The 22,932-nt window shown below is 58.3% G+C and carries 21 protein-coding genes and 1 pseudogene; 6 read left to right on the forward strand and 16 right to left on the reverse strand.

Annotated features, from left to right (window positions below):
* Positions 1-23: 23 nt before the first annotated feature.
* The 10 genes from QXZ85_RS21450 to QXZ85_RS21495 form a co-directional block, all read right to left on the reverse strand.
* A complete protein-coding gene (locus QXZ85_RS21450; RefSeq protein ID WP_315707249.1) occupies positions 24-818 on the reverse strand; it encodes an ABC transporter ATP-binding protein in 795 nt (264 codons plus the stop codon).
* Positions 815-1,738: an ABC transporter permease subunit gene (locus QXZ85_RS21455; RefSeq protein WP_315707248.1), complete on the reverse strand. Its 924-nt coding sequence runs from the start codon at positions 1,736-1,738 to the stop codon at positions 815-817. The genes QXZ85_RS21450 and QXZ85_RS21455 overlap by 4 nt, the downstream gene beginning before the upstream one ends.
* A 13-nt stretch (positions 1,739-1,751) precedes the next feature.
* Complete coding sequence (locus QXZ85_RS21460; protein WP_315707255.1) at positions 1,752-2,702, reverse strand: ABC transporter substrate-binding protein; 951 nt, start codon at positions 2,700-2,702, stop codon at positions 1,752-1,754.
* An 88-nt stretch (positions 2,703-2,790) separates the two neighbouring features.
* Positions 2,791-4,101, reverse strand: a complete 1,311-nt coding sequence (locus QXZ85_RS21465) for a branched-chain amino acid ABC transporter permease (protein ID WP_315707247.1) — start codon at positions 4,099-4,101, stop codon at positions 2,791-2,793.
* A complete protein-coding gene (locus QXZ85_RS21470; protein WP_315707246.1) occupies positions 4,098-5,111 on the reverse strand; it encodes a branched-chain amino acid ABC transporter permease in 1,014 nt (337 codons plus the stop codon). The genes QXZ85_RS21465 and QXZ85_RS21470 overlap by 4 nt, the downstream gene beginning before the upstream one ends.
* A gap of 3 nt (positions 5,112-5,114) precedes the next feature.
* Complete coding sequence (locus tag QXZ85_RS21475; RefSeq protein ID WP_315707245.1) at positions 5,115-5,819, reverse strand: ABC transporter ATP-binding protein; 705 nt, start codon at positions 5,817-5,819, stop codon at positions 5,115-5,117.
* Complete coding sequence (locus QXZ85_RS21480) at positions 5,816-6,598, reverse strand: ABC transporter ATP-binding protein (protein WP_315707244.1); 783 nt, start codon at positions 6,596-6,598, stop codon at positions 5,816-5,818. Before QXZ85_RS21480 ends, QXZ85_RS21475 begins: the two co-directional genes overlap by 4 nt.
* Before the next feature lie 59 nt (positions 6,599-6,657).
* Positions 6,658-7,839 carry an ABC transporter substrate-binding protein gene (locus tag QXZ85_RS21485; protein WP_315707243.1) on the reverse strand — a complete coding sequence of 394 codons (1,182 nt, stop codon included), beginning with the start codon at positions 7,837-7,839 and terminating at the stop codon, positions 6,658-6,660.
* Positions 7,840-8,105: 266 nt separating this feature from the next.
* On the reverse strand, positions 8,106-9,287 hold the full coding sequence (locus QXZ85_RS21490) for a P1 family peptidase (protein WP_315707242.1): 1,182 nt from the start codon (positions 9,285-9,287) through the stop codon (positions 8,106-8,108).
* Positions 9,265-10,731, reverse strand: coding sequence for an amidohydrolase (locus QXZ85_RS21495; protein ID WP_315707241.1), 1,467 nt, complete (start codon positions 10,729-10,731; stop codon positions 9,265-9,267). The genes QXZ85_RS21490 and QXZ85_RS21495 overlap by 23 nt, the downstream gene beginning before the upstream one ends.
* Positions 10,732-11,157: 426 nt before the next feature.
* On the opposite strand from QXZ85_RS21495, the gene QXZ85_RS21500 reads away from it, so the two are divergent.
* Positions 11,158-12,060 (forward strand): TetR/AcrR family transcriptional regulator, encoded by a 903-nt coding sequence (locus QXZ85_RS21500; RefSeq protein ID WP_315707240.1) that lies wholly within the window; start codon positions 11,158-11,160, stop codon positions 12,058-12,060.
* A gap of 199 nt (positions 12,061-12,259) precedes the next feature.
* Here QXZ85_RS21500 and QXZ85_RS21505 read toward each other — a convergent pair whose 3' ends face one another.
* Complete coding sequence (locus QXZ85_RS21505; RefSeq protein WP_315752459.1) at positions 12,260-13,732, reverse strand: amino acid permease; 1,473 nt, start codon at positions 13,730-13,732, stop codon at positions 12,260-12,262.
* A 381-nt stretch (positions 13,733-14,113) separates the two neighbouring features.
* Here QXZ85_RS21505 and QXZ85_RS21510 point away from each other — a divergent pair, with 381 nt between their 5' ends.
* A complete protein-coding gene (locus tag QXZ85_RS21510; RefSeq protein ID WP_315707238.1) occupies positions 14,114-14,863 on the forward strand; it encodes a TetR/AcrR family transcriptional regulator in 750 nt (249 codons plus the stop codon).
* Here the strand turns inward: QXZ85_RS21510 and QXZ85_RS21515 are convergent.
* Genes QXZ85_RS21515 through QXZ85_RS21525 form a run of 3 tightly spaced genes read right to left on the reverse strand, consistent with a single transcriptional unit; the run spans position 14,832 to position 18,381 of the window.
* Positions 14,832-15,665, reverse strand: a complete 834-nt coding sequence (locus QXZ85_RS21515) for a prephenate dehydrogenase (RefSeq protein ID WP_315730002.1) — start codon at positions 15,663-15,665, stop codon at positions 14,832-14,834. The genes QXZ85_RS21510 and QXZ85_RS21515 overlap by 32 nt on opposite strands.
* Positions 15,662-17,029: an aspartate aminotransferase family protein gene (locus tag QXZ85_RS21520; protein ID WP_315707236.1), complete on the reverse strand. Its 1,368-nt coding sequence runs from the start codon at positions 17,027-17,029 to the stop codon at positions 15,662-15,664. Before QXZ85_RS21520 ends, QXZ85_RS21515 begins: the two co-directional genes overlap by 4 nt.
* A gap of 14 nt (positions 17,030-17,043) precedes the next feature.
* Positions 17,044-18,381, reverse strand: a complete 1,338-nt coding sequence (locus QXZ85_RS21525) for an aspartate aminotransferase family protein (RefSeq protein ID WP_315707235.1) — start codon at positions 18,379-18,381, stop codon at positions 17,044-17,046.
* A gap of 169 nt (positions 18,382-18,550) precedes the next feature.
* On the opposite strand from QXZ85_RS21525, the gene QXZ85_RS21530 reads away from it, so the two are divergent.
* Positions 18,551-20,569, forward strand: a complete 2,019-nt coding sequence (locus QXZ85_RS21530) for an acetoacetate--CoA ligase (RefSeq protein WP_315707234.1) — start codon at positions 18,551-18,553, stop codon at positions 20,567-20,569.
* Positions 20,566-20,670: pseudogene (locus tag QXZ85_RS33830) on the forward strand (4-hydroxyphenyl-beta-ketoacyl-CoA hydrolase); the annotation flags it as partial. The gene QXZ85_RS21530 and the pseudogene QXZ85_RS33830, both read left to right, overlap by 4 nt.
* On the opposite strand, the gene QXZ85_RS21535 reads toward QXZ85_RS33830, so the two are convergent.
* Complete coding sequence (locus QXZ85_RS21535; protein WP_315707233.1) at positions 20,646-20,987, reverse strand: hypothetical protein; 342 nt, start codon at positions 20,985-20,987, stop codon at positions 20,646-20,648. The pseudogene QXZ85_RS33830 and the gene QXZ85_RS21535 overlap by 25 nt on opposite strands.
* A gap of 273 nt (positions 20,988-21,260) precedes the next feature.
* A complete protein-coding gene (locus QXZ85_RS21540) occupies positions 21,261-21,506 on the reverse strand; it encodes a helix-turn-helix transcriptional regulator (RefSeq protein WP_315707232.1) in 246 nt (81 codons plus the stop codon).
* 258 nt (positions 21,507-21,764) lie between these two features.
* Between QXZ85_RS21540 and QXZ85_RS21545 the strand changes: the two genes are divergently transcribed.
* Both QXZ85_RS21545 and QXZ85_RS21550 read left to right on the forward strand, forming a co-directional pair.
* Positions 21,765-22,217, forward strand: coding sequence for a hypothetical protein (locus QXZ85_RS21545; RefSeq protein WP_315707231.1), 453 nt, complete (start codon positions 21,765-21,767; stop codon positions 22,215-22,217).
* Positions 22,218-22,594: 377 nt separating this feature from the next.
* Positions 22,595-22,930: a DUF6634 family protein gene (locus tag QXZ85_RS21550; protein WP_315707230.1), complete on the forward strand. Its 336-nt coding sequence runs from the start codon at positions 22,595-22,597 to the stop codon at positions 22,928-22,930.
* Positions 22,931-22,932: the final 2 nt, after the last annotated feature.

The raw sequence follows: 22,932 nt of genomic DNA on the forward strand, positions 1-22,932 counted from the left end.
TCTTGAGCCCTCAAGGCCCCGTGCTACGTAAGAAGCAAGGCATCGTCATCAATGCTCTCGGCCCGGACATCAGAGAATTTCTGGAGAAGGTCTTCGACCGTGAGGCCTTTGCGATCATCTCCGCTGAAATCCAGCACAATGCGCCCTTCGTGCATCATGATGGTGCGAGTGCCGTGATCGAGCGCCTGCCGCATCGAATGCGTGACCATGAGCGTGGTCAAATTACCCCTCCGAACGAGGTCGTCCGTGAGCCGCATGATCGATGCAGCCGTTCTTGGATCGAGTGCGGCCGTGTGTTCGTCCAAGAGAAGCAATTTCATTCCAACAAGCGCCGCCATCAGAAGGCTGACGGTCTGCCGCTGCCCTCCCGAAAGCTGCGACATTTTCTCATGGAGGCGGTTCTCCAGCCCGAGGCCGAGTACGGACAACTCATCCTTGAAACGGGAAACGAGCTGCCGGTTGCTTGCGAGCGCTAAGCCTCGCCGCGTACCTCGTGCCGCCGCTAGCGCCATGTTTTCTTCGATCGTCAACGAACCGCATGTACCGACAAGCGGATCCTGGAACACGCGTCCGACATAGGAAGCACGTCGATTGAGCGGCAAGAACGTTACATCCTGTTCGTCGAACAGGATGCGGCCCTGAGACAGCTTGTTTTCCCCGCTGAGCGTATTGAGCAGGGTGGACTTTCCAGCGCCGTTGCTCCCGATGACAGTGACAAACTCACCGGGCTTCAGCGTAAGCGACACGCCTCGCAACGCGACACGTTCCAAGGGCGTTCCCACGCCGAAGATGACGGTAGCTTTGTCCAGCGCAATCATAGCTCACCTCGTACGGCGCGGGCGTCACGGGTTGTCTGGGACTTCCGTGCGATTCTTTTACGTACCCTTGGCATCAGCAACGCGAATATGACCAGGAGTGCGGTGATCAAGTTCAAATCCTGCGATTGCAGACCGATAGCGTTGAGATTGAGCGCTAAGGCGACGACAACACGGAATACGAGCGCACCCAAAATTGCCCCGAGAACGGAGGGCAGGACCTTAGAGCTCGAGATAAAGCTCTCGCCAAGAATGACGGCCGCGAGCCCAACGACAATCGTTCCGATGCCCATCGCGACATCGGCCGACCCTTGGCTCTGGGCGAATAGCGACCCTGCGAGGCCAACTAGGCCATTGCTGATCGCGAGCCCGACGAAAACGGCAAGCTTGGTATCGACGCCGTTGGCGGCTGCCATGCGGCTGTTGATCCCCGTCGCGCGAATGGCAAGACCGATCTGCGAGGAAAGGAACCGTGAGACGATGGCAATGGATGCGAAAGCGAAGATCAGGAGGGTAGCAACGACAGCCTGCGAGTCAGGCAGCCCAAAGTCTTGAAGGTATGAAAAAATTGTCCGTTCTTGAAGCAGGGCGATGTTGGGTTGCCCCATGATGCGGAGATTGATCGAGTATAGCGCGATCGAAACAAGAATACCCGACAACAGGTGCAAAAAGCCGAGGCTGACGGTCAGCAAAGCGGTAATGCACCCGGCCGCGGCGCCAACGAGTGCGCCAAGCGCCGTAGCGACCAATGGATCTATTCCGTTGACCAGTGAGACCGCCGTCGTCGCTGCGCCGAGGGGAAAGCTCCCTTCGACGGTCAGGTCGGGAAAATCCAAAACGCGAAACGAGATGTAGACCGCGATCGCCACCAAGCCGAAAATCAGACCTGCCTCGATGGCTCCCATCCATGCGAAATATGACATGGCGTGCGCCTCCTCATTTCACGGTCGTCTTGACGGTCTCACGAAACGACGCCGGCGCGGATACACCGAGCTGGCTTGCGATCTTCGCGTTGAAGCCGAGGTCAAGAGAGGAAGGAAGGTCGACGGCGATTTCACCCGGCTTTTCGCCTTTGAGAACCCGCACCACGATTGCGGCAGTCCGCACACCGATCTGCTCGTAGTCGACTCCGGTCGCGGCAAGCGCACCCCTCGGGACACTGCCCAGGTCGGAAGCGAAGATCGGAATTTTCGATTCCAGGCTTACCCGCGTAAGCGCCTCGAAGTTCGACGTGAGCGTTCCATCGTTGGGGGCATAGAAGACGTCTGCTTTCCCCACCAGACTCTGCGCAGCCGGAAGCACATCGCTCGCCTTGGCGATTGATGCCTCCACAGTCGCAAAACCTAGGCTAGCGGCTTCAGTCTTGAAGCGATCGACCGACGCGCGCGAGTTGGCTTCCCCCGCGTTGTAGACGATGCCTATGTTCTTTGCAGCCGGAACGAGTTGTTTGATGGTTGCGAGCAGTTGGCCAAAGGGCGCGCGGTCACTGGTCCCGGTGATGTTGCCGCCGGGATGTTGAAGATCATGGACGACCTTTGCTCCCAGTGGATCAGCGAGCCCGGCGAAGACGATTGGCAGGTCCTTGATCGTCTGGGCCATCGGCTGCGCGACTGGAGTGCCCGTCGCCACGATTACCTCCGGACGGTCACCGGCGAACTTCTTCGCGATCTGGACAGCGGTAACCGTGCTTCCTTGGGCGCTCTGCAGTTCGATCCGGTAGCCGTTCTCCGATGTGATCCCGCCCTTATCCAAACCTTCGCGCAAGCCTTTCAAGAGTAGCTGTACCGAGGGATGCTCGACGAAGGTTGCGACCGCGACAACCTTCTCGGCAGCTTGCGTAGATGTTGCGAGGCCAAATTGCAGTAGCATGCTGGCGGCAAGAAGCATTTTCTTCACGTTCCCACTCCTTTTCTGTTCTTTCGATAGGTATTTGTGCGTCAAGAACCCACTCGGCTCGCCGTTCGCGGCGCCCTCTTTAGCGTCGCTCTGGGATGAGCCCCCCTGGCTTGAAGCGCAACGTCGCGAGGAGGATTACCCCCATAACGATGAGACGCATCTGCGAGGCGTTTCTGATGAGCTGTTCGCGAACCGGATTTCCATCCGAGAGCCACCCAACCGTGTTTTGCAGAAGCCATGTCCCGATGGGGTCGGCTTCGATCCAACAGGTCCAGATGATCAGCGCGCCGAGCACCGCGCCCCAGTTGGTTCCAGCGCCCCCGACGATCACCATCACCCATATGAGGAAGGTGAAACGCAATGGCTGGTACGATCCAGGCGTGAATTGACCATCCAAAGTAACAAGCATGGCTCCGGCTAGCCCGACGACAGCCGCGCCCAGCATGAAAACGCTCAGATGCAAATTTTCGACGTTCTTACCCATCGCGCTCGCGGCAACCTCATTGTCACGAACTGCGTAGATCATTCGGCCCCAAGGGGAATGAAGCGCTCTTTCTGACAACCACAGAAGCACGCCGAGCACGACCGTAAACAGTCCGGCATATCCGAGTTTGACCGCCAGCGACGCGCCGTCCTGCGGAAGAAGGCCGAGATAGTTGCTCAACGTCTGAAGCCACGGTGTCTGCGCGAGCTCGAGTTCGTCCGGCAATGGTCTGGGGAGGCCGACAACGTTCTTGACGCCGCGGCTCAGCCAGTCTTCGTTTTTGAGGATCGCAACGACAATCTCCGAGATTCCCAAGCTTGCGATCGCCAAGTAGTCGCCTCGAAGGCCGAGCGCGATCTTGCCGACGAGCCAGGCCGCGGCCGCAGCGAAGACCGCGCCAACGGGCCAGGACAGAAGCACTGGCAATCCGAGACCACCAAGATAACCCTTTGCCGAGGGATCTATCGCCTCAATCGCCTCCTTGGCTGGAACGAAGAAGTGCTCGAGTAGGGCGTAGCCCAGCACGATCAAAACAACGATCACTGCTGATTTAATCCGCCGTGAAAGCGACGACAGCCGAACCGCTCCAAGCACGGCGACGACGACTAGAACGGCGACGACCAATGATGCGATGAGGCCAGCCCCGCCAGCCGTGACGGCCGCAGGGACGCCGGCGGCTGATACCACGACAACAGCTAGGCCGCCGAGCGCAGCGAAGCCCATTACGCCAAGGTTGGGAAGCCCCGCATAACCCCACTGCATGTTGAGCCCGAGAGACATCACTGCGGAAACGAGACAAAGATTTAGGATCGTCAGCGCGACAGAAGCGCTTTGGATTGCCGCGATTATCAAAAGAATAGCGGCGACGGCAGCGAAGAGAGCGATGTTTCTGATAGAGAAGCTCACGCTGACCTCCTGTTGAGAAAACCGGAAGGCCGGACGATTAGAACTACGACGAGAATAACGAAAGAAACGGCATACTTATAGTCGGTCGAAATCAACTGATAGAGGCTGTCAGACGTCCAATCTGCCGGAACTACGTAGCCTAAGAACCTCTTGAACGAGTAGGTAAGCGCCACTTCGGAAAATGCGACTATGAACCCTCCGATAATCGCACCGACAGGGTTGCCAAAGCCCCCGACGATCGCCGCCGCAAAGATTGGCAAGACGAGCTGTTGATACACAAAGGGCCGAAAGCTCTTGTCCAGGCCGTACAAAACTCCCGCAAGAGTCGCCAGCGTCGCAGCCAGGATCCATGTGATGGTCACAACACGCTGCGCACTGATGCCCGAAAGGCCCGCAAGGTCTTCATTGTCAGCGTAGGCACGCATTGCCTTACCAGTCTTCGTATAGTGAAGAAACCAGAAGAGCAGCGCGACGCTTGCGGCTGCTAACACGATTGTCATGATCTGTGTCGCCCGGATGGCAAGTCCTTCCTGCAACCCTGTCAGATCCCTGAAGCCTTTTGCAGAAACGACGAAGCGCACACCGTCATCAAGGGTGCGATCATCGGTTCCGATGATGAACCGGACGATGCCGCTCATAACCAGCATGACGCCGATCGAAACGATCAGCAGAACGATCGGATCGGAGCGCTTCGCCCGGTAGTATCGGTACACACACCGATCTGTCCCGAGCGACACCAAGACTGTGACGAAGATACCGACCGGCAACGCGAGCAATGCCGTCGCCAATGGCTGTATTGTGAGCCCTCTCGCCTGGAGCCACCAAGTCACCAGAAGGGTCGTCATCGTGCCGAACGACATGAGTTCCCCGTGGGCGAAGTTGGAAAACCGCAGAACGCTGAAGAGCAGGCTGACCCCCAAAGCACCCAGTGCAAGCTGGCAGCCATACGTCGTCGCGGGAACGATCAAATAGTTAAGCAAAAGGACGAAAGCATTTGCGAGATCATGCATTGCTCAGCCCCCCAGAAACGTCATGCGTACTTCGTCGTTGGCGAGTAGCGCTGCCCCTGTATCGGTGAATTTGTTTTCTCCCTGCACAAGGACATAACCGACGTCGGCTATCTCGAGTGCGGGCTTGGCATTCTGTTCGACCATCAGAATCGCGATTCCGGTACGAGCAACCTCGATGATGCGGTCGAAGAGTTCGTCCATCACGATGGGCGAAACCCCGGCGGTCGGTTCATCAAGCATGAGTACCTTTGGTTGGGTCATGAGGGCGCGACCAACCGCGACCTGCTGGCGCTGACCACCCGAAAGCTCCCCGGCGAGCTGGCGCCGCTTGGGCTTGAGTGCCGGAAAAAGCTCGAATATTTCTTCGATCGTTCCCCGAATATCGTCTTTGCGCAGGTAACCCCCCATCTCGAGGTTTTCCTGTACCGTCATGGACGGAAACACATTGTTGACTTGCGGGACAAAGCTCATCCCTCGTTCAACGCGGCGCTGAGGTGACAGTGACGTAATATCCTCATCTTCGAGACGCACTGATCCCGAGCGGATCGGCAGCATTCCGAACAAGGCTTTCATCGCTGTTGATTTTCCAGCGCCATTCGGGCCGACGATTACGGTCACCTGCCCCTTTTGCGCGGTGATCGAGCAGGAGCGGAGAATATCGACAGCGCCATAGCCGCCGGTCATGCTGTTTCCTGAGAGGAAAGTCATGAATGAACCTCCCTTTTGTGTTTCGGTCCGTGCCCCAGATAGGCTTCGACCACGTCTTGATTGGCCTTGATCTCCGCCACAGTCCCCTGCGCCATGACGGATCCCTCCGCCATGACGATGACGGGATTACAGAGCTGAGCGATAAAATCCATGTCGTGTTCGACGAGGCAGAACGTATAGCCGCGCTCTTTGTTGAGCCGGATTATTGCATCGCCGATTTCATAGAGGAGTGTCCTGTTGACGCCCGCGCCAACCTCGTCGAGGAAAACGATCTTCGGATCGGCCATCATAGTCCGACCAAGTTCGAGAAGCTTTTTCTGCCCGCCCGAAATGTTGCCGGCCGGCAGATCGGCGACGTGGCTCAACTTCAAAAAGTCCAGCACTTCATCTGCTTTTCGTCGGGCCTGATGATCGAACTGTTGAACCAAGCCGGGCCGCAGCCAGACGTTCACGAGGCGCTCGCCGGGATGACCGGGAGCGACAACCATGAGGTTCTCGCGAACGGTCAACGTCGAAAACTCGTGTGCGACTTGAAAAGTACGAAGTAGCCCTCTCGCAAATAGTTGATGCGGGGGCATGCCGGTGATATCCAAGCCATCCAACAGGACGCGGCCAGATGTTGGCTGGTAACGCCCAGCAATAAGATTAAACAACGTCGACTTTCCGGCGCCATTCGGACCGATCAGTCCCGTTATCTTTCCCGATTGAATGGTAAGCGACACATCGTTTACGGCCACAAGACCGCCGAAGCGCTTAAACAGCTTCTCCACTGTGATCATACTGACGTCTCTTGTGAAGGGGACGGCCGGCCTCAGGGCCGAGCGTCCGTCCGCGGGAATTAGCGGTAGCCGACCGTGGTGATCGCCCCATCCTTGATTAGGATTTCCCGGAAATTGCCCGCGCTTTCACCGGGTGGGACAAGCTTCACGTTAGATGCGCCGACGTAGTCGATCTTTCCGCCTTGGGAGAGAATCTTCAGGCCCTTTGCCAACTCGCCGGGCAGGATCTTCTCTCCAGGGCCGTTGGCGATCTCCATGACCTTGTCTTTGAAAAGCTTACCGTCGCTCGATTTCGCGGCCTGCATTGCCAGCAAAATGATCGCGGCAGCGTCGTATGACTCGGCTGCATATGGGCCAACCTTGAAGCCCGCCTTCGCCGCCATCGCCTTGTAGAGTTCCGTCCCGTTGGAATCGGAGCCGGGGACGTCACCGAACGAGCCATTCAGCTCCGGCCCGATCGCCTTGATGAGGCTGTCGCCGATCATGCCGTCCGGCAACACGAACTTTCCGAATGCACCAGCATCGAGGGCGGCGCGAACGATCCCCTTGCCGCCCTGGTCGAGATAGCCGGCAACAACGAGAACGTCCCCTCCGGCCGAAGCCAATGACGCGACCTCTGCACTGTAGTCGGCCTTTCCGTCTTCATGCGAAGCCGTGATCGTGACCTTTCCACCGAGTTTCTCGAAGTTGGTCTTGATGCTGTCGGCGAGGCCTTTTCCGTAGTCGTTGTTGGTGTACGTGATCGCCGCGGTCTTGATCCCACGATCCTTCATGATCGCCGCGAGAACTTCGCCTTGGCGCGCGTCCGAGGACGCTGTCCGGTAGAAAAAGCCGTTGCTCTTCAGCGTCGAGAGAGCCGGCGAGCTTGCCGAGGGTGACACCATGACAACGCCCTTCGGCATGGCAACATTTGTCAGAACCGCCGCCGATTCTCCCGAGCAGGTAGCGCCGACGATCGCATTCACCTTGTCTGACGAGACAAGGCGTTCCGCCGCCGCGGTTGCTGCGCCAGCGTCAATACAGGTCGAGTCCGCGCGAACGGCCACGACTTTGCTCGCGCCCAGGAAGAGACCACTGTCGCTGACTTCCTTGATCGCGAGCTCGGCACCAGCCGCCATGTCGGGAGCGGTCGATTCAAGCGGGCCTGTGAATCCGAGCAGCACACCGAGTTTGACGTCATTCGCAAATGCCGGGAAGGAAAGGGCCGCCGATACTGCGAGGCATATAAGAGGGCGTTTCATTGCGGGTTCCCCTTGTGTATTTAACGCCGTACAGGAACGGCGTACAAGAGAAACCGGAGATTTGCAATAGCCCGTGCCGGCTGGAGGGGTTTCACGGCGATTGCGAGTTGTTTGGCTGGACAGAGAGAGGCAAAACCTCCGCCGCTATGACGCGCGACAGAACACATGCGCCGCAAACATGTGGCGTCGAATGGCGGGACAGATTTGGGCCTTCGGCCGAGGCAGATTTCTGGCGCCTTCAGAAGCTGATGGATCCCATAGGCGGCTCAGTTGTTGAAACCAGAGGGCGCGTATCGATTGTACTTGTGCAGCAAACTGACCAGGCGGTCATGTGGCAAGGCGTAGATCGTTGAGCCATTGGCGCCGGACATCGTCTCTGATGCGACGAGTTGATTGACGAGGGCCTCCTCTACCGCCTCAACCGTTCCTTTAAACAAAGCATCGAGAACCTGATGCTCGTTGTCGCTGACGAAGACCTTGCCGTTTGGCTTTCCTTTTAGCGGTGTCGTGTTGGTCGTCGAAAAGGCCAGACTGAATTCTCCGGAATTCGTCGCCGCCGTGCTACCTTCGCGGCCGACGCCCAATGCGGCTCGTCGCGCAAGCCGCTGCAATTGATGGGGCTGCAAAGGCGCGTCCGTTGCGATGACAATGAGCAACGAATTCTTGACCTCGCCGTCCGCTGCAGGCCCTTCTCGCAGGAGGGGATTCATATTGGGCATCAGGTCTGTAATTTCGTGGCCTATCGGCATTCCAGCGATCCGCAGATCAGATCGGCGGCCATGGTTTGCCTGCACGAGAACGCCAACTGTATAGCGTTGTCGCTTTACGGCAACCACCCGCGAGGAGGTCCCGGTCCCCCCCTTAAACTGATAGGCCGTCATACCCGTGCCGCCGCCGACATTTCCCTCCGGCACTGGACCGCCACCCGCGTTGTCCATGGCTGCGAAGACATGCTCGAGCTTCAGCGACCGGCCGTGGACGTCGTTGAGCCTGCTATCGAGGGTTTCTCCCACAACTGGAAGCAGCCTTGTGATCAGGTGATCGTCGGCGAGAAATCCCGGCCGGGACGACCAATCAATAAGGCCCTGGTGAACGACACTCAGGTTGCCGGTTCCGGTCAATGCGATCGGGCCAAAGAGCAGGCCGACTTCGTCCACCACATGCAAACCGGTAAATTCTCCGGTGCCATTGATAACGGCACGGCCGGCCGCGACCGCATCTTTGCCGTGCTTGCCCAGCGGAAAGATGATCGTGACGCCGGTACGTACCGGACCTCGCCCTCGCACCAGGAGGCCGTCACCCTGGATAAGGGTAGTCATGCCAACTTCGATCCCAGCAACGTCTGTTATCGTGTTGTTCGGTCCCGGAGTGCCGTCGAAGGGAACGCCCAGTTCGCGAGCTCGCGGTTTCCCTTCACTTGCGAGGTCACAGGCTTTCGAAATTTCCATGGTGTTGTATCCGCTGCACATTGAAATCGCGGGACGCAGCGCAAGCGCATTCGCGACTACGCTGCCTCCGGGCCGTTAAGACAGATATCGCTTGCAATAATGAAGCGCGATCAAGCTGATCAATGCTGCCGCGGCGACGTAGAAGCCAGGCGCCAACAATGACCCGGTCGCACTCAGGAGCCAGGCAATGATGAAAGGAGCAAAGCCCCCGAATATCGCCACGCCGAAGGAGTAGCCCACTGATAGGCCGGTTCCCCGTATTTTTGCAGGGAGGCACATCCACTGTGAAGAACAGCGATGGTATGTGTTGAGAGAATTGTGCGAAATCGTCGAGGGCGAATGGCGGCGCGACGGCAACCACGCCATCAGGTCCGGCGGCGCGCTCGAGGCTGCTGGCGGCAATAGCGCAGAGCTCGATGTCATTTGTCAGTTGTGGATCATAGTGACCCCACTCTACCCGCCCCAGCGCCCCTACTGCGCTCGCCATGCCTTCCACCAGCGAACTCAGCCGGCGTTCCATTTCAGGCATACTGGCTGCGTCCGTCACACGCAGCGCTCCTTCCATGACAGCGACATCGGGGATGACGTTGAACTTTTCGCCACCGCGAAAGCTCCCGATCGAAAGGGTTGCCTGGTTGCGGTAGACGTCTGTGTTCCGGCTGATGATCGTCTGAAGTCCCAGCAAGATTTGCGCCCCGACCACGAGCGGATCGATCGTGCGCCAGGGCATCGACGCATGCCCTCCCTTACCCTCAACAACAATTTTGAACTGCCGCATGGCGTAGCCACCGCAGCCTACATGGTAGTGGATGTGACCGGCGGTGCCTGGCGGTTTTCCTCCGACGACATGGATGCCGTACATCGCCTCCGGTTTTGGACTACTCAAAGCCCCTTCGGCCAACAGGAGCTTGGCCCCATGTAAACCCACCCAACCGGGTGGGGGCCCTTCTTCGGCGGGCTGAAACACAAACAGGACCGTGCCTGGGAGATCGTCTCGTAGAGCCGCCAGGACTTCGGCCGCACCCATCAGAACTGCCGTATGCGCATCGTGCCCGCACGCGTGCATGACAGGGACCTCGACGCCTCCCCAGTCAGCGGTTACTTTCGATGCAAACGGCAGCCCGGTCTCCTCGCGCACAGGAAGCGCGTCCATATCGGCGCGCAGAGCGATGACGGGACCGTCCATTGAACCTCGGAGCACGCCGATCACGCCCGTGCCTCCGCCGAGCCCAGTACGCACCTCATCAAAGCGAAGCGCTCGAAGATGCGCGGCCACTAATGAACTTGTCCGGAACTCCTTGCAGGCAAGTTCAGGGCGCGCATGTATTTCGCGCCGCCACTCGATGACCTTGCTCTCAACAGCCAGCGCCAATTGATCGACAAGGTCGAGCAAATCACTTCGTGGAGCCGGTGGCTCCAAAGTTTCAGGCTGAATTGCCGTCATTGAACCTCCGCTGGGTCGCCGTCATGGCTTTCTGCGTTTATTATGCAGCGTACAAGAACACTGTACATTAATCAGCCCATGTGGCAAGCTCCATCCGGCGCTGCAGCTCTGGCCGACAACAGCCGTTCGAGGGTGTCATCCGTAGATGTCTTCCAACGTCGGAACTGGGTCAGCGTGGGTCGTCGGAGGGGCTTCAACGTTGGAGCGCAGGGCTGCTCAAACCTTGGGCAGGGGTACCACGGAGGAAGCAATAACACTGTACAATGAACCTTGTGCCACCTGTGTTTCTTGAGATACGCCGAGGGTGGTTTTCCCGTACGGCATTCAAACAAGGTCATTCGTTTCGGTCGTAGTTTGGGAGTCGGCCCGAATCACCAACCGATTCTGCCCTGCGAGGCACGGACGACCAGAAATGGAGATCTGAAAATGAGCCACGCAGTGGTGGGTCGACAGAGGCGAGCTCCGCGAAAGTCAACACCTCAGCCGGATCAGCCGGGCCTCACCAGGGAGGCAATCGTCGCGGCCGCCATCAGGCTCATCGACGCCACGGAGCTCGAAAGCTTCAGCATGCGCAATTTGGCGAAGGAACTGGGAGTTTATCCGACCGCGATCTACTGGCATATTCCAAGCCGCAGTGCAGTCATCGCCGAAGTGATCTCAGAAGTGTTGCGAGACATCGCGCCCGCGCTTCCGCTGGATTGGAAGACGTGGCTGAAGTGCCTGTTTCGGAACTTTCGTGAGGCCATCCGTCAGCATCCAAACGTCGCACCGCTTATTGGTGTCCAACTTATCTCCAATGCGAGTGTTGACCTGGATATGATCGAGCGGATCCTCGCTGTCCTGACCCAGGCAGGATGCCCGCCCGAGCAATTGCGCTCGGCGTGCAACGCCGTCATCGTGACCGCCGTGGGTTTGACAACCCAGGAATTTACAGTGGCGCCGAAGGAGGAAGCCGCCGAGTGGGCAATTGGGATGCGTCGGATCCTGACTGTGTTGACCCAAGCGGGTTGTCCGCCCGAACGGTTGCGCGCGGCTTACAACGCCGTTGTCGCGGCCATGGTGGGCTTCACAACCCAGGAATTCGCAATGGTGCCGAAGGAGAAAGCCGCCGAGTGGGCAATCGGAATGCATAGTGTCGTTGCTTCGGTGGAAGCTGACCACCATCCAATCCTCGCGCGTAATATTGACGGCCTCGCCAACAAGAGCTTCATTCTGCGATGGCAAAATGGCGCTGAGACACCGATGGACGATAGCTTCGAGCTGTTTATCGATGCCTTCATCACAGGCCTCGAGACAGTTATAGACAGGCCGCGTCAGACATCGTCCTGAGATTGGTTGCCATCGGACAGCCCCGCGGCGAAACAACTCGACCAGAGCGGGAAATCTAGTGCGTCAGGCCCGGCACATTTTGCCACGTGACGGTCGTAGTCCTTCGCCGTCGTCAAGGGTGGCATGAAGACCGAAAGCAAAATCGCCGGCCCGGACGAGGCTGGCCCGGCGAGATCGCATAGTGCAACTTCCAAGCTGTCTATTTACCTGGGCCGTTCCTCAGCACCGAATGGCTCCGGCCATAGACAAAATAGACCGCGAGTCCGATCGCCAGCCAGACGAAGAGGCGCAGCCAGGTTTCCCAGGGCAGGAAGACCATCAGGCCAAGGCAGCACAGCATTCCCCCGACCGGGACAACCGGCACTGCCGGCGTCCGGAATGGGCGCGGCACATGAGGATCCGTGCGACGCAAATAGACAACGGCACCGCAGACCAGGATGAACGCGAATAGCGTGCCGATGCTCACCATCTCACCGAGGATGTCTATCGGGGTGAGAGCGGCGACCACGGCCACGACGACGCCAATTATCGCAATGCTGAGATGCGGAGTGCCAAGAGTCGGATGTACGCGGGCGAAGAGCGGCGGCAGTAGGCCGTCCTTCGCGATCTGGAAGAAGATGCGGCTCTGGCCGTAGAGCACAACCAGGATCACTGTGGTGATGCCGGCCAGGGCCCCAATTTTGATCAGTATTGAGATCAAGGGCATGCCGATTATATCGACGGCTTTGGCGATTGGATCGGAGACGCCGACGAGGTCGGTATAGTGCACCAAGCCAGTGAGCACGGCCGAGACTAGGATATAGAGGATGGTGCAGATCAGCAGCGAGCCGAGGATACCGACCGGCATGTCGCGCTGCGGGTCTCTCGCCTCCTGAGCCGCGGTGGAGACGGCGTCGAATCCGATGAAGGCGAAGAACACGACGGAGGCGCCGCGCATAATGCCGGACCAGCCGAAATGGCCGAATTCCCCGGTATTGTCTGGAATGAAGGGATGCCAGTTGGCCGGATTCACGAAACCGGAGCCTATGGCAATGAATGCTAGCACCACGGTAAGCTTCACCGCGACCATGATGTTGTTAAGCCGCGCCGATTCCTTTGTGCCTCCGATCAGCACGAAGGTGAGCAGCAGAACAATGAAAGCAGCAGGGAGGTTAACGATACCCGCCACTGTAGTGCCATCGGGCAACTTTGTCTGGGTGTAGGGCGCGGCTGCAAGGGCGGGTGGGATGTCGATGCCAAAATTGTGCAGTAGGCTGACGACATAACTCGACCACCCGACCGCCACGGTAGCGGCGCCCATGGCATATTCGAGCACGAGATCCCAGCCGATGATCCAGGCGAACAATTCGCCAAGTGTGGCGTAGGTGTAGGTGTAGGTGTAGGTGTAGGTGTACGTTAAACCCGAAACGGGTAGGAGGGAAGAGAGTTCGGCATAACATAGGCCAACGAAGGCGCACGCGATGCCACCGACCACGAAGGATAGCATGATGCTGGGACCGGCATAATTTGCAGCAGCCGTTCCCGTGAGAATGAAGATACCGGCGCCGATGATGCAACCGATACCCAAGGCCGTGATGCTCCAGACGCCGAGCGTCTTGGACAGGGCGTGCTTTTCCCCTTCGGCAATGATGTCCGCCACTGGCTTGCGCGACATGAGTCCTTGGTCAGCCATTGTTGATTTCTCCCTCTTCGATGGCGAACTGAGGGTCGGCCGTCAGGTTGAGAGTGGTCGGCGCAAATGGGCTGGTTGAGCCCTGCCAAAGCGAACAGGACAGTCGACATCGCAATGCACACATAGAATGCTTTTCATTCCGGCTTCCCCTTGTTGTACAGTGTACTTGTACACAGTACAACAAGGGTGTGGGATTTGCAAGGCCCCCCTTCCTCCAGCCGCGGCCCGGGCACACATGACAGATATTTCAGACAAATTTCGTGGAAAGGCTGGTCGCAATGATTTCCAATTGTACGATGGACAGTGTACAATCCGAAGGGAGCCTCTGGTCAGCAGTTGGCTTGGCCGGCCGAACAATTGCGGAATGTATGGAGAATTGAAATGAACCAGGCCGTTGTAGGTCGACAGAGGCGAGCGCCGCGAAAGTCGAAACCTCAGCCCGATCAGCCGGGTCTCACCAGGGAGGCAATCGTCGCGGCCGCTATCAAGCTCATCGACGCCACGGAGCTCGAAAGCTTCAGCATGCGCAATTTGGCGAAGGAACTGGGCGTCTATCCCACGGCGATCTACTGGCATATCCCAAGCCGTAACGCAGTCATTGCCGAAGTCATTTCGGAAGTGTTGCGCGGCATCGCACCCGCTCTTCCGCTGGATTGGAAGACGTGGCTGAAGTCCTTGTTTTGGAACTATCGTGAGGCCATCCGCCAACATCCGAACGTTGCGCCGCTCATTGGTGTCCAGCTCGTATCCAACGCCAGTGTGGACCTCGACATGATCGAGCGCATCCTGACTGTCCTGACCCAGGCTGGGTGCCCTCCCGAGCGGTTGCGCGCGGCTTACAACGCCGTGATCGCGGCCATGGTGGGCTTCACAACCCAAGAATTCGCAATGGTGCCGAAGGAGGAAGCCGCCGAGTGGGCGATCGGGATGCGTAGCGTCGTTGCTTCCGTGGAAGCTGACCACCATCCAATCCTCGCGCGCAATATTGAAGGCCTGGCCAACAAGAGCTTCATTTTGCGATGGCAAAATGGCGCTGAGGCCCCAATGGACGACAGCTTCGAGCTGTTTGTTGATGCCTTCATCGCAGGCCTGGAGGCAGTTATGGACAGGCAGCCACAGAGATCATCCTGAGACCGGTTTCCATTGGAGAGGCTGGTGGCTTGTCGTCGGCATAAAATTGCGCCCCAACCGTACTGGTGCCATCAAGAAAATCCCGAATGACGTCATGCACGAATGGGTTCTCCGCGCAGATTGCGTGGAAAAGATCGTCCGAATCGCGGCGAAGCAAGTCGACCATGGCCTTCAAATGGTCAAAGGCGGTGGTGGTCAATGACAGGGTGGGGGAAGGCATCGACAGAAGAATGCGGGAAATCAAATGCGTCAGGCCCTGTACATAGGCCATCTGGCGGTCGTGATCTTCCGCCGTCGTCACCGCGACCTTGAGCTTCAGCCGACTGCGAAGAAAGGCAGCCACCATTCGCCAGGCCGTCCCACGTATCGGGACGATGGCGAGCGGCAGACCGTCTATTCCTGCCTTCCCGCTCTGAGGGCCGAAAAGGGGATGGGTGCCAATAACCTGCACATGGCTCGGCAGCTCCGCCAGAATTGCGGCCGGCTCTGTTTTGACTGAGCAGACGTCAAGGACGATACTTCCCTTTCGCAAGTGCGGCGCGATATCGCGGACGACCTTCTCAAGCATCTGGACGGGCATCGACAACACGACGATGTCGCAACTCGCCGCGTCCCGCAACGTCGCCGAATGGAGTCCGTATTTTGCCGCGAGCGGTCTGAGATCAGCAACCGGATCGAAGCCGACGACACGAAAATATGGCGCGAGATGCTTGACGGCGAAGGCGCCAAAAGCGCCTACGCCGATCATGCCGAGGGACAACTGCCGCGGTTTCCTGTGAACGGGGACAACGGACGCGATCATGGTCTTCCAGCTTTTTCGGCCTTGAACGCGGCAAATGTCGCCTCGAGTAGGCCGACGATCTCGTGCACTTGTTCTCTCGTGACGATCAGAGGCGGGGCGATCATCAGCCACTCGCCGTAGCGACCATATGCGGTACGGCGCGTGTAAAGCAGAAGGCCTCGCTCGATCCCGAGCTGAACCAGGCGGCCGACCGATGGTTCTCCAGATGCGAAAACCGATTTCCGCTCTTTGTTTGACACAACCTCGATCGCGGTAAGCAGACCCTTGCCGCGCACGTCGCCAATGAAATCGCAGCGATCCATCAGCGCAATCAGCTCCGCTTTCAGAAGCTCGCCCATTTCGGCCGCATTGCTCATCAGGTCCCGCTCGACGAGTTCGGTGAGCGCGGCATGAGCGATGGCGCAGGACAGCGGATTGGCGGAATAGGTGTGGCCGTGGACGAACCCCCCCGCGTTGCGCAGGATGTCCGTCATTTCAGCGCTGACCATGACAACGCCGAGGGGCGTGTAGCCCGCAGAAACGCCCTTGGCGAGGGTGCACATGTCGGGCTTAGCGAGCGGCCAATGCTCCGCTGAGAGGAACTTGCCCGTGCGCCCGGCGCCGCTCATCACCTCGTCGTAAATGAGCAGGACGCCATGGCGCGTGCAGATGTCGCGAACAAGGCTGTAGTAGACGTCGTGTGCTACGAGCGCGCCTGTCGCGAGCCCCCCGACTGGCTCCATGATAAAGGCGAGCACGGTCTCGGGTCCTTCCGCAAGAATGGCCTCTTCCAGTGCTCTGGCTGCCGCCTCGGCCGCACCCTTTGCGTCTTGACCTTCGGCAAGCCGATAGGTGAAGGGCGCTGGCACCTTCGGCATGATGCGAGTGACCTCGCCATAGAGGTATTCGCTTTCAGGATCGCCCGTTACCGACACGGCTCCCAATGAAGCGCCGTGGTAGCTCGGCATTCTGGCGAGCGCTTTCCATTTCGTGTCCCGGCCCGTGACGACAGCGTATTGCCGAGCGAACTTGAGCGCCGCCTCCGTGGCTTCGGAACCGCCGGAAACGATAAACGCTCGCTCGAAACCCGGTCCGGACAGCGTCGCCAGCAATTCAGCCAGTTGGATGTTCGGTTCGTTTTCGAAGAGATTCCTGCTCGCGAAGGACACCTTCGACATCTGCGAGACGCCCGCCTCTATCACACGGCGGTTGCCGTGCCCGAGATTGCAGCAAATCGGCCCGGAGGAGGCATCAACGTAACGCTTCCCGGCAGTATCCCACATGTAGATGCCTTCGGCGCGCGAGATGGTTGGAAGTCGTTTCGCGCCGATCGGGGTGTAAAAGAGCTGGATTGGTCCGCCAACTGGCGGGAAACTATCGATCATCTTAGAAATACTCGTCAGCTGTTGAGTTGAGCCAATAGCGGCCGGCGGCGTTCGACGAAGCGCGTGACTGCGCTCTTCAATCGTTCGGTCTCCGCGTCACCGATGGGCAAGGACAGCGCAATCAGGCCACGACGAGCCAGGTAGATGCCTTCCTCGAGCATGTCGAAGAAGAACAACTCCTTAAGCCTCTCATTCTGCCCCCTGAGGTCCCCAGCGTTACGGATTTCCGCCTTGGTGCCATGAACATTCATGACGGATCCAAGCCCCGTGAGGCTCATCGGAAACTCCGCTTTTCGAAGGATCGCGTTCAGGTCGTCCCGGAGGCCGCTTCCCCGATCATTGAATCGCGACACCGCCTCCCGATCGAGTCTTTCTCGCAGGCCGGCCAGCCCCGCCGCCATGGTCAGAGTGTTATTGTTGAAGGTCCCCGGATGCGAAAGGCTGCTCGGTCGCCGCGGATCAAACCGTTCAAGGAGATCAGCACGACCACCATAGGCGCCGAACGAGAGTCCACCGCCAAAGTATTTGCCGATCACAGTAATATCTGGAAGAATCTTCAATTGCGACTGGCGACCTCCGAATGCGAGCCGGGAAGTCATCACCTCATCAAAAATAAGAAGCGCGCCGACTGCATCAGTCGCGTGGCGCAATGCGCCGAGAAACTCCACGTCGCCCGGGATACAACCGCCGGCGCCAAGCATCGGTTCGACAAGCACGGCGGCCAGATCTGGTCCATGCTTCCTGACCAGAGCCGTCGCGGCTTCGGGATCGTTATAAGGGCATATGATAAAGTCGTGTGGCACGTTGATCGGTGACGAGACGCCGCCAAAAAAGCTAATTGCGCTTCCGTGATACGCGCCGTCGAAAACAAGAATTTTGGAGCGTCCGGTCGCGACTTTCGCCAGCGCGATGGCCATCAGATTGGCTTCTGTTCCTGAATTCGTGAATCGCACGAGATCGATCGACGGAATGCGATTGCAGATTTCCGCTGCGAGCTCGGATTCGAGTCTGTTGTGTCCCGAAAGGCTTAGCCCGTCATCCATCGCTTTCTTGATCGCCTGCAGGATGCATTCATCCGAATGCCCATAGAGGCCGGCGGTGTACTCGCCGAGAAAGTCATCGTAGCGATGGCCGTCCATGTCCCACAGAGTGCATCCTTCTCCGCGCACCATGGTGACGGGGAACGGCTTGTAAAAAAGCACCGTACGCGTGTTGCCGCCGGGCATGGAGAGACTGGCTCGCTCGAATTGCTCGGCGCTCGCTGAATTGCGTTGCGCGAATGTGTCCGTAGCCTCGGCCAATGCCAGCGCAAGCGCGTCGCTCGCCGGTTGTTGCAGTGCGCTCTGTCCCATCGTGCCTCTCAATGATATCGTCCTGATAAAATTCTTGGACATCGTACAGGACTTATTGTACGCTGTCTAGGTGAGGACCGCTGGAAGATCAAATGATTCTGGGTTCCGGAGCGACCGGCCGATGCCCCATCGCTACGAGCAGTAACTTAATGTGGGAGGACGAGGCGATATGACTCAACAGGGAGAATTGCTTTGGGAGGGCACCGACGAGTATGTCGCCAGTTCAAACATCTCAAAATTCGTGGATTGGCTCAAAGCGGAGCGCGGCCTTCATTTCGGCGCTTACAATGAGCTCTGGCAGTGGTCGGCCACCGAAGTCGAGGATTTCTGGCAGGCGATATGGGACTATTTTAGAATCCACTCGATCACGCCCCCCGGGGCTTCGCTGGTCAAGCGCACGATGCCGGGAGCCGAATGGTTCCCTGGCGCCCTCGTAAATTTTACGGAGCATGTCCTACGCCACGCGAATGACGGCGACCCCGACCGTCCCTTTCTGTTTCACAAGTCCGAGCTGCGTCCCCTCCAGACCTTGAGCTGGGCGGAAGTTGTGCGCGATGTGCAGAAACTCGCGACCGAGCTGCGCCGTTTGGGCGTTCGTCCGGGCGATCGGGTGGCTGCCTACATGCCGAACATCGCCGAGACCGTGCTCGCCATGCTGGCTACGGCCGCGGTCGGAGGCATTTGGTCGACCGCCGCGCCGGAATTTGGCGCAAGCACGGTGATCGATCGATTCACTCAGACCCGCCCTAAGGTCCTTTTCGTCGCGGATGGCTATCGTTACGGCGGGAAGGATTTCGACCGGACAGAGCAAATTCGCGCGATCGTCGCCTCGCTCGAAAGTGTTGAGACCGTCGTTTGGCTTGACTACCTCACCAGGAAGGAAGAGCTGCCGAACTGTGGACGGCGCCTCGTCCGCTGGCCATCCCTCTTCGCCGGCGAGCCCGTTGCCTCGGGAGAGTTCGAGTACCAATACGTCCCTGGCGATCATCCGTTGTGGATACTTTTCTCTTCGGGCACGACCGGCCTTCCGAAACCCATCGTGCATGGACATCTCGGCATTCTTCTAGAGCACTATAAGTCTGCGGCCTTTCATCTCAACCTGAAACCCGGAAGCGTGATGTGCTTCTACACCACCACTGGCTGGATGATGTGGAACACGTTGATGTGGGCACCTCTCATGAACGGTGCTGCCGTGCTCTATGACGGCCATCCGACCTTCCCCGACGCCGGGATGCTGTTGGGGCTCGCAGCAGAAACGGGCGCGCAGTCGCTGGGAACCAGCCCGACGTCCGTGCAGCTCATGGCAGCCCAGCACATCGTTCCCAAAGACAAGGGCGACTTTAGCCCCTTGGAGAACATCTTCCTTGTCGGATCTCCCGCGACGCCTGAAACGTTTGCCTGGCTCTATGAGCACGTCAAACCGAATCTGTGGGTGACCTCTCAGTCCGGGGGCACGGAGTTCTGCTCAGGGCTCGTTGCCGGCGTGCCGTCACTGCCAGTCTATGCAGGTGAAATCCAGGCGCGCGCACTCGGCGTCGATCTGCACGCTTACGGTGAGAATGGGGAGCCTTTGATAGGGACCCCAGGCGAACTCGTTATCAGGAAACCGATGCCCTCCATGCCCCTTTTCCTGTGGGGTGATGTGGATTCTGAGCGATATCGCGCCTCCTATTTCGACGTCTATCCGGGCGTCTGGTGTCATGGCGACCGCATCACGATCACCGAGAGGGGTAGCTGCATCGTGCATGGCCGGTCGGATGCGACCCTCAATCGATTCGGCGTTCGGATCGGATCGGCCGAGATCTATCGCACGCTTGAACAGATTGAAGGGGTTGCCGATAGCCTCGTGGTCTGCATCGAAGAAGAAAATGGCGGCTACTTCATGCCCCTTTTCGTCCGCCTTGTTGAGCGCCAGGGGCTCGACGAAAAGCTGATCGCACGGATCAAGGCCCGACTGAGGGAGGAGCGAAGCCCTCGTCATGTACCGGACGTGGTGATCGAGGCGCCTGACATCCCTTACACACTTACCGGAAAGAAAATGGAAATCCCCGTTCGCAAGCTGCTGATGGGGCAGTCGGTCGAAGCCTCCGTCAACCTCGGCTCGATGCGAAACCCTGAAGCGATCGACTGGTACGCAAGCTTCTCGAATTCGCGCCGCGAAGCCAAATCCAAGGAGTCTAAGGCATGATCGATCTCACCAAAATCCGGGCAATCGATATTCATACTCATGCGGAAGAACCTTGCGGTTGCCACGCGAACGATGGCTATGACGCGTTGCAAGGGGCACTCACTTCACGTTGCGTGATAATTCCAAGTTGAAGGGAGTACTGGATGTCGGGATGGGAGAGCTCCAAAAGAGCGCCCTTCCCGTAACTATTCTCGACATCCTCACCCCAAGCAGCGAACTTTTGAAGTCGCGCAAATAGCGAGCGCGTTTTATCGTCGTTTTCGTTCTCGATGTTTGACTTGAACTTGCTCAGAAATCGCTTCAGCAGCGAGATGCTGCGTGTCTCTGCACAATTGAGCATCGACAATATCGCATCCGGCGCGATCACTCGCAAAGATTGGCAAGATTGGTCTTCTGCTGATCGTGCCTTGCTTTCCATGACTGGTCTCGATTGAGGTTGGACTAAGAGATCACTCGGATCGGATTGAGGGTATGCACAGCTAATTCTGATATGAAAATCCGCCGGCGGCTAGTGCTGCTGGCGGACAGTTGCTAGTTCACCCAAGTACAGCTTTCTTACGCAGCGAGCGACGTAAGCTCCCGGTAATGGCCGCCTGTCGTACAGGTAGTTCGGCGGGAACAGCCAAGCATTGCCTCGGCTGGCGTGTGGCCTGCACTGCGCGGGGCGATCAAGGACCTGGCGCGAAAGCGATCAAGGAATCGTTATCCCCTTCGGGACAAGTCCGTCGAACAGAAATTCGATGCCTTCTGCCTCGATCGTTCGCTGCAGACTAGCCAGCGTCCCTGAGTATGGCAGGGACTTCCCTGTCTCATAATCCGCAATTGAACTCTTCGAGACCCCAGCTCGCGCAGATAAGTCGTCTTGGCTCCATCTGAGCCATGCCCGCGCCGCTCGCAGTTGCGCCGGTGAGATCTTCCGAACGTCCGCGTTAACCATAACCCCAACCCGATCTACCGGATTTCGCTGATGTGTGGTATATTAACCGTTAAGTTGTTCTCGAATTCAGCCGATACGGCGCTCGCCTACAAGGCGAGTCGTGTCGAAGCTTAGCTTGCAATCCTTGCAAAGGATTTAGTTCATTCTCCGCGCGTCGTCGCAACAGATCTGACAGTAGGATTCGCACATCGACTCCTGCTCCGCCGTGCTTTGGCTTGATGTCGTTCGTCTCGTACATGCTCTCGGGGGAAACAACACATGTCGGCAATCGCTCACAAAATCGCCTCTTCGGAAAACATCCGCCAGCATACAGCGCAACAACAGCAGACGCTAGTAATCCTTCCGCTGCCGACCGAGTCCTTCGGCTCACCCACGAAGTGGTGGCGAACTCGCGAGCCCGGTTCGTACTCATGTGGCGACCTCCGGCACCTAAGAAGAACGTTGATCCGGATCCAAACGATCTCCGACAAGGAATGGTCGGCTGCTATCCGAGGCTACGCGGCCGCCAGCATTGCGGTCTCCATCCGGCAACTCAACAAGCATGTGATCAGCGCTATCGAAGTCGACGTTGCTCTTTCCGCTGTGCTGGCTTGCGCAATCGAGGGTGATATCACCTCGCCGGTCATGCTCTCATCTGCATTGCGCCGCCGGTCCAAGATTGATCCAAAATGCCATCGCCTCGTTGAACTCTGGCTTAACGCAAGACGGTGATGCAAGCGACATCCACTGCAACAGCCTTATTGCGCGGCCTTCGGGAGAGCTCAATGGACACGACACTGCCCCGCGGCTTACCTGATCGGCACTGTATATCAGCGTCCACCCCTGGACGCTCCGAGACATCCACACCTCGGAATTGGTACTGAGCAATCCGAAAAGTAGTCGGCTCGTCCGCGATCGACCGTCTACATCTGGCAAGCGGATGACATCAGGGATAGGCACGTCCGTCCCGAAAACAACTGTCTCGCCGTCTCGTCGACAAAAGCGCGAGGCGCTCATTGCCTCGCACTTACAAGACTAGCAGCGACTTCTTCGCTCCAGTTCTTCCATCCATCGGCATCTGAGCAAGTGCCGAGAACACGAGCCATGTCATGTTCATTGTCAATGATAACACCCCCATTCCGGAGATCTCCTTGGAGATCGAACGGCTGCAGCGGCTCCTGACCGATCTGAACCGCGCACGGGTCGGACAACATCCCGATCGGCAGACGATCGCCAATGCCCCGGTGCTCGACCAGTGGCAAATAGCCTTCCGCCCCGAGCTCTGCATCGTCGGCACGATGGGCGGACACCCGCATGTGCAGGATGGCCATCGCGGAATGACAAGCGGCTTATGGTTACTGGCTCCGGCCCTCGGCTATGCGCGAACGCTGTCTCGCATCTACGCGCTTGGTCGCCCAGCCCTCGAAGGCAGCGTTAATCACTGAAT

The organism is Bradyrhizobium sp. SZCCHNGR1005 (assembly GCF_032489995.1).
GTDB lineage: Bacteria > Pseudomonadota > Alphaproteobacteria > Rhizobiales > Xanthobacteraceae > Bradyrhizobium.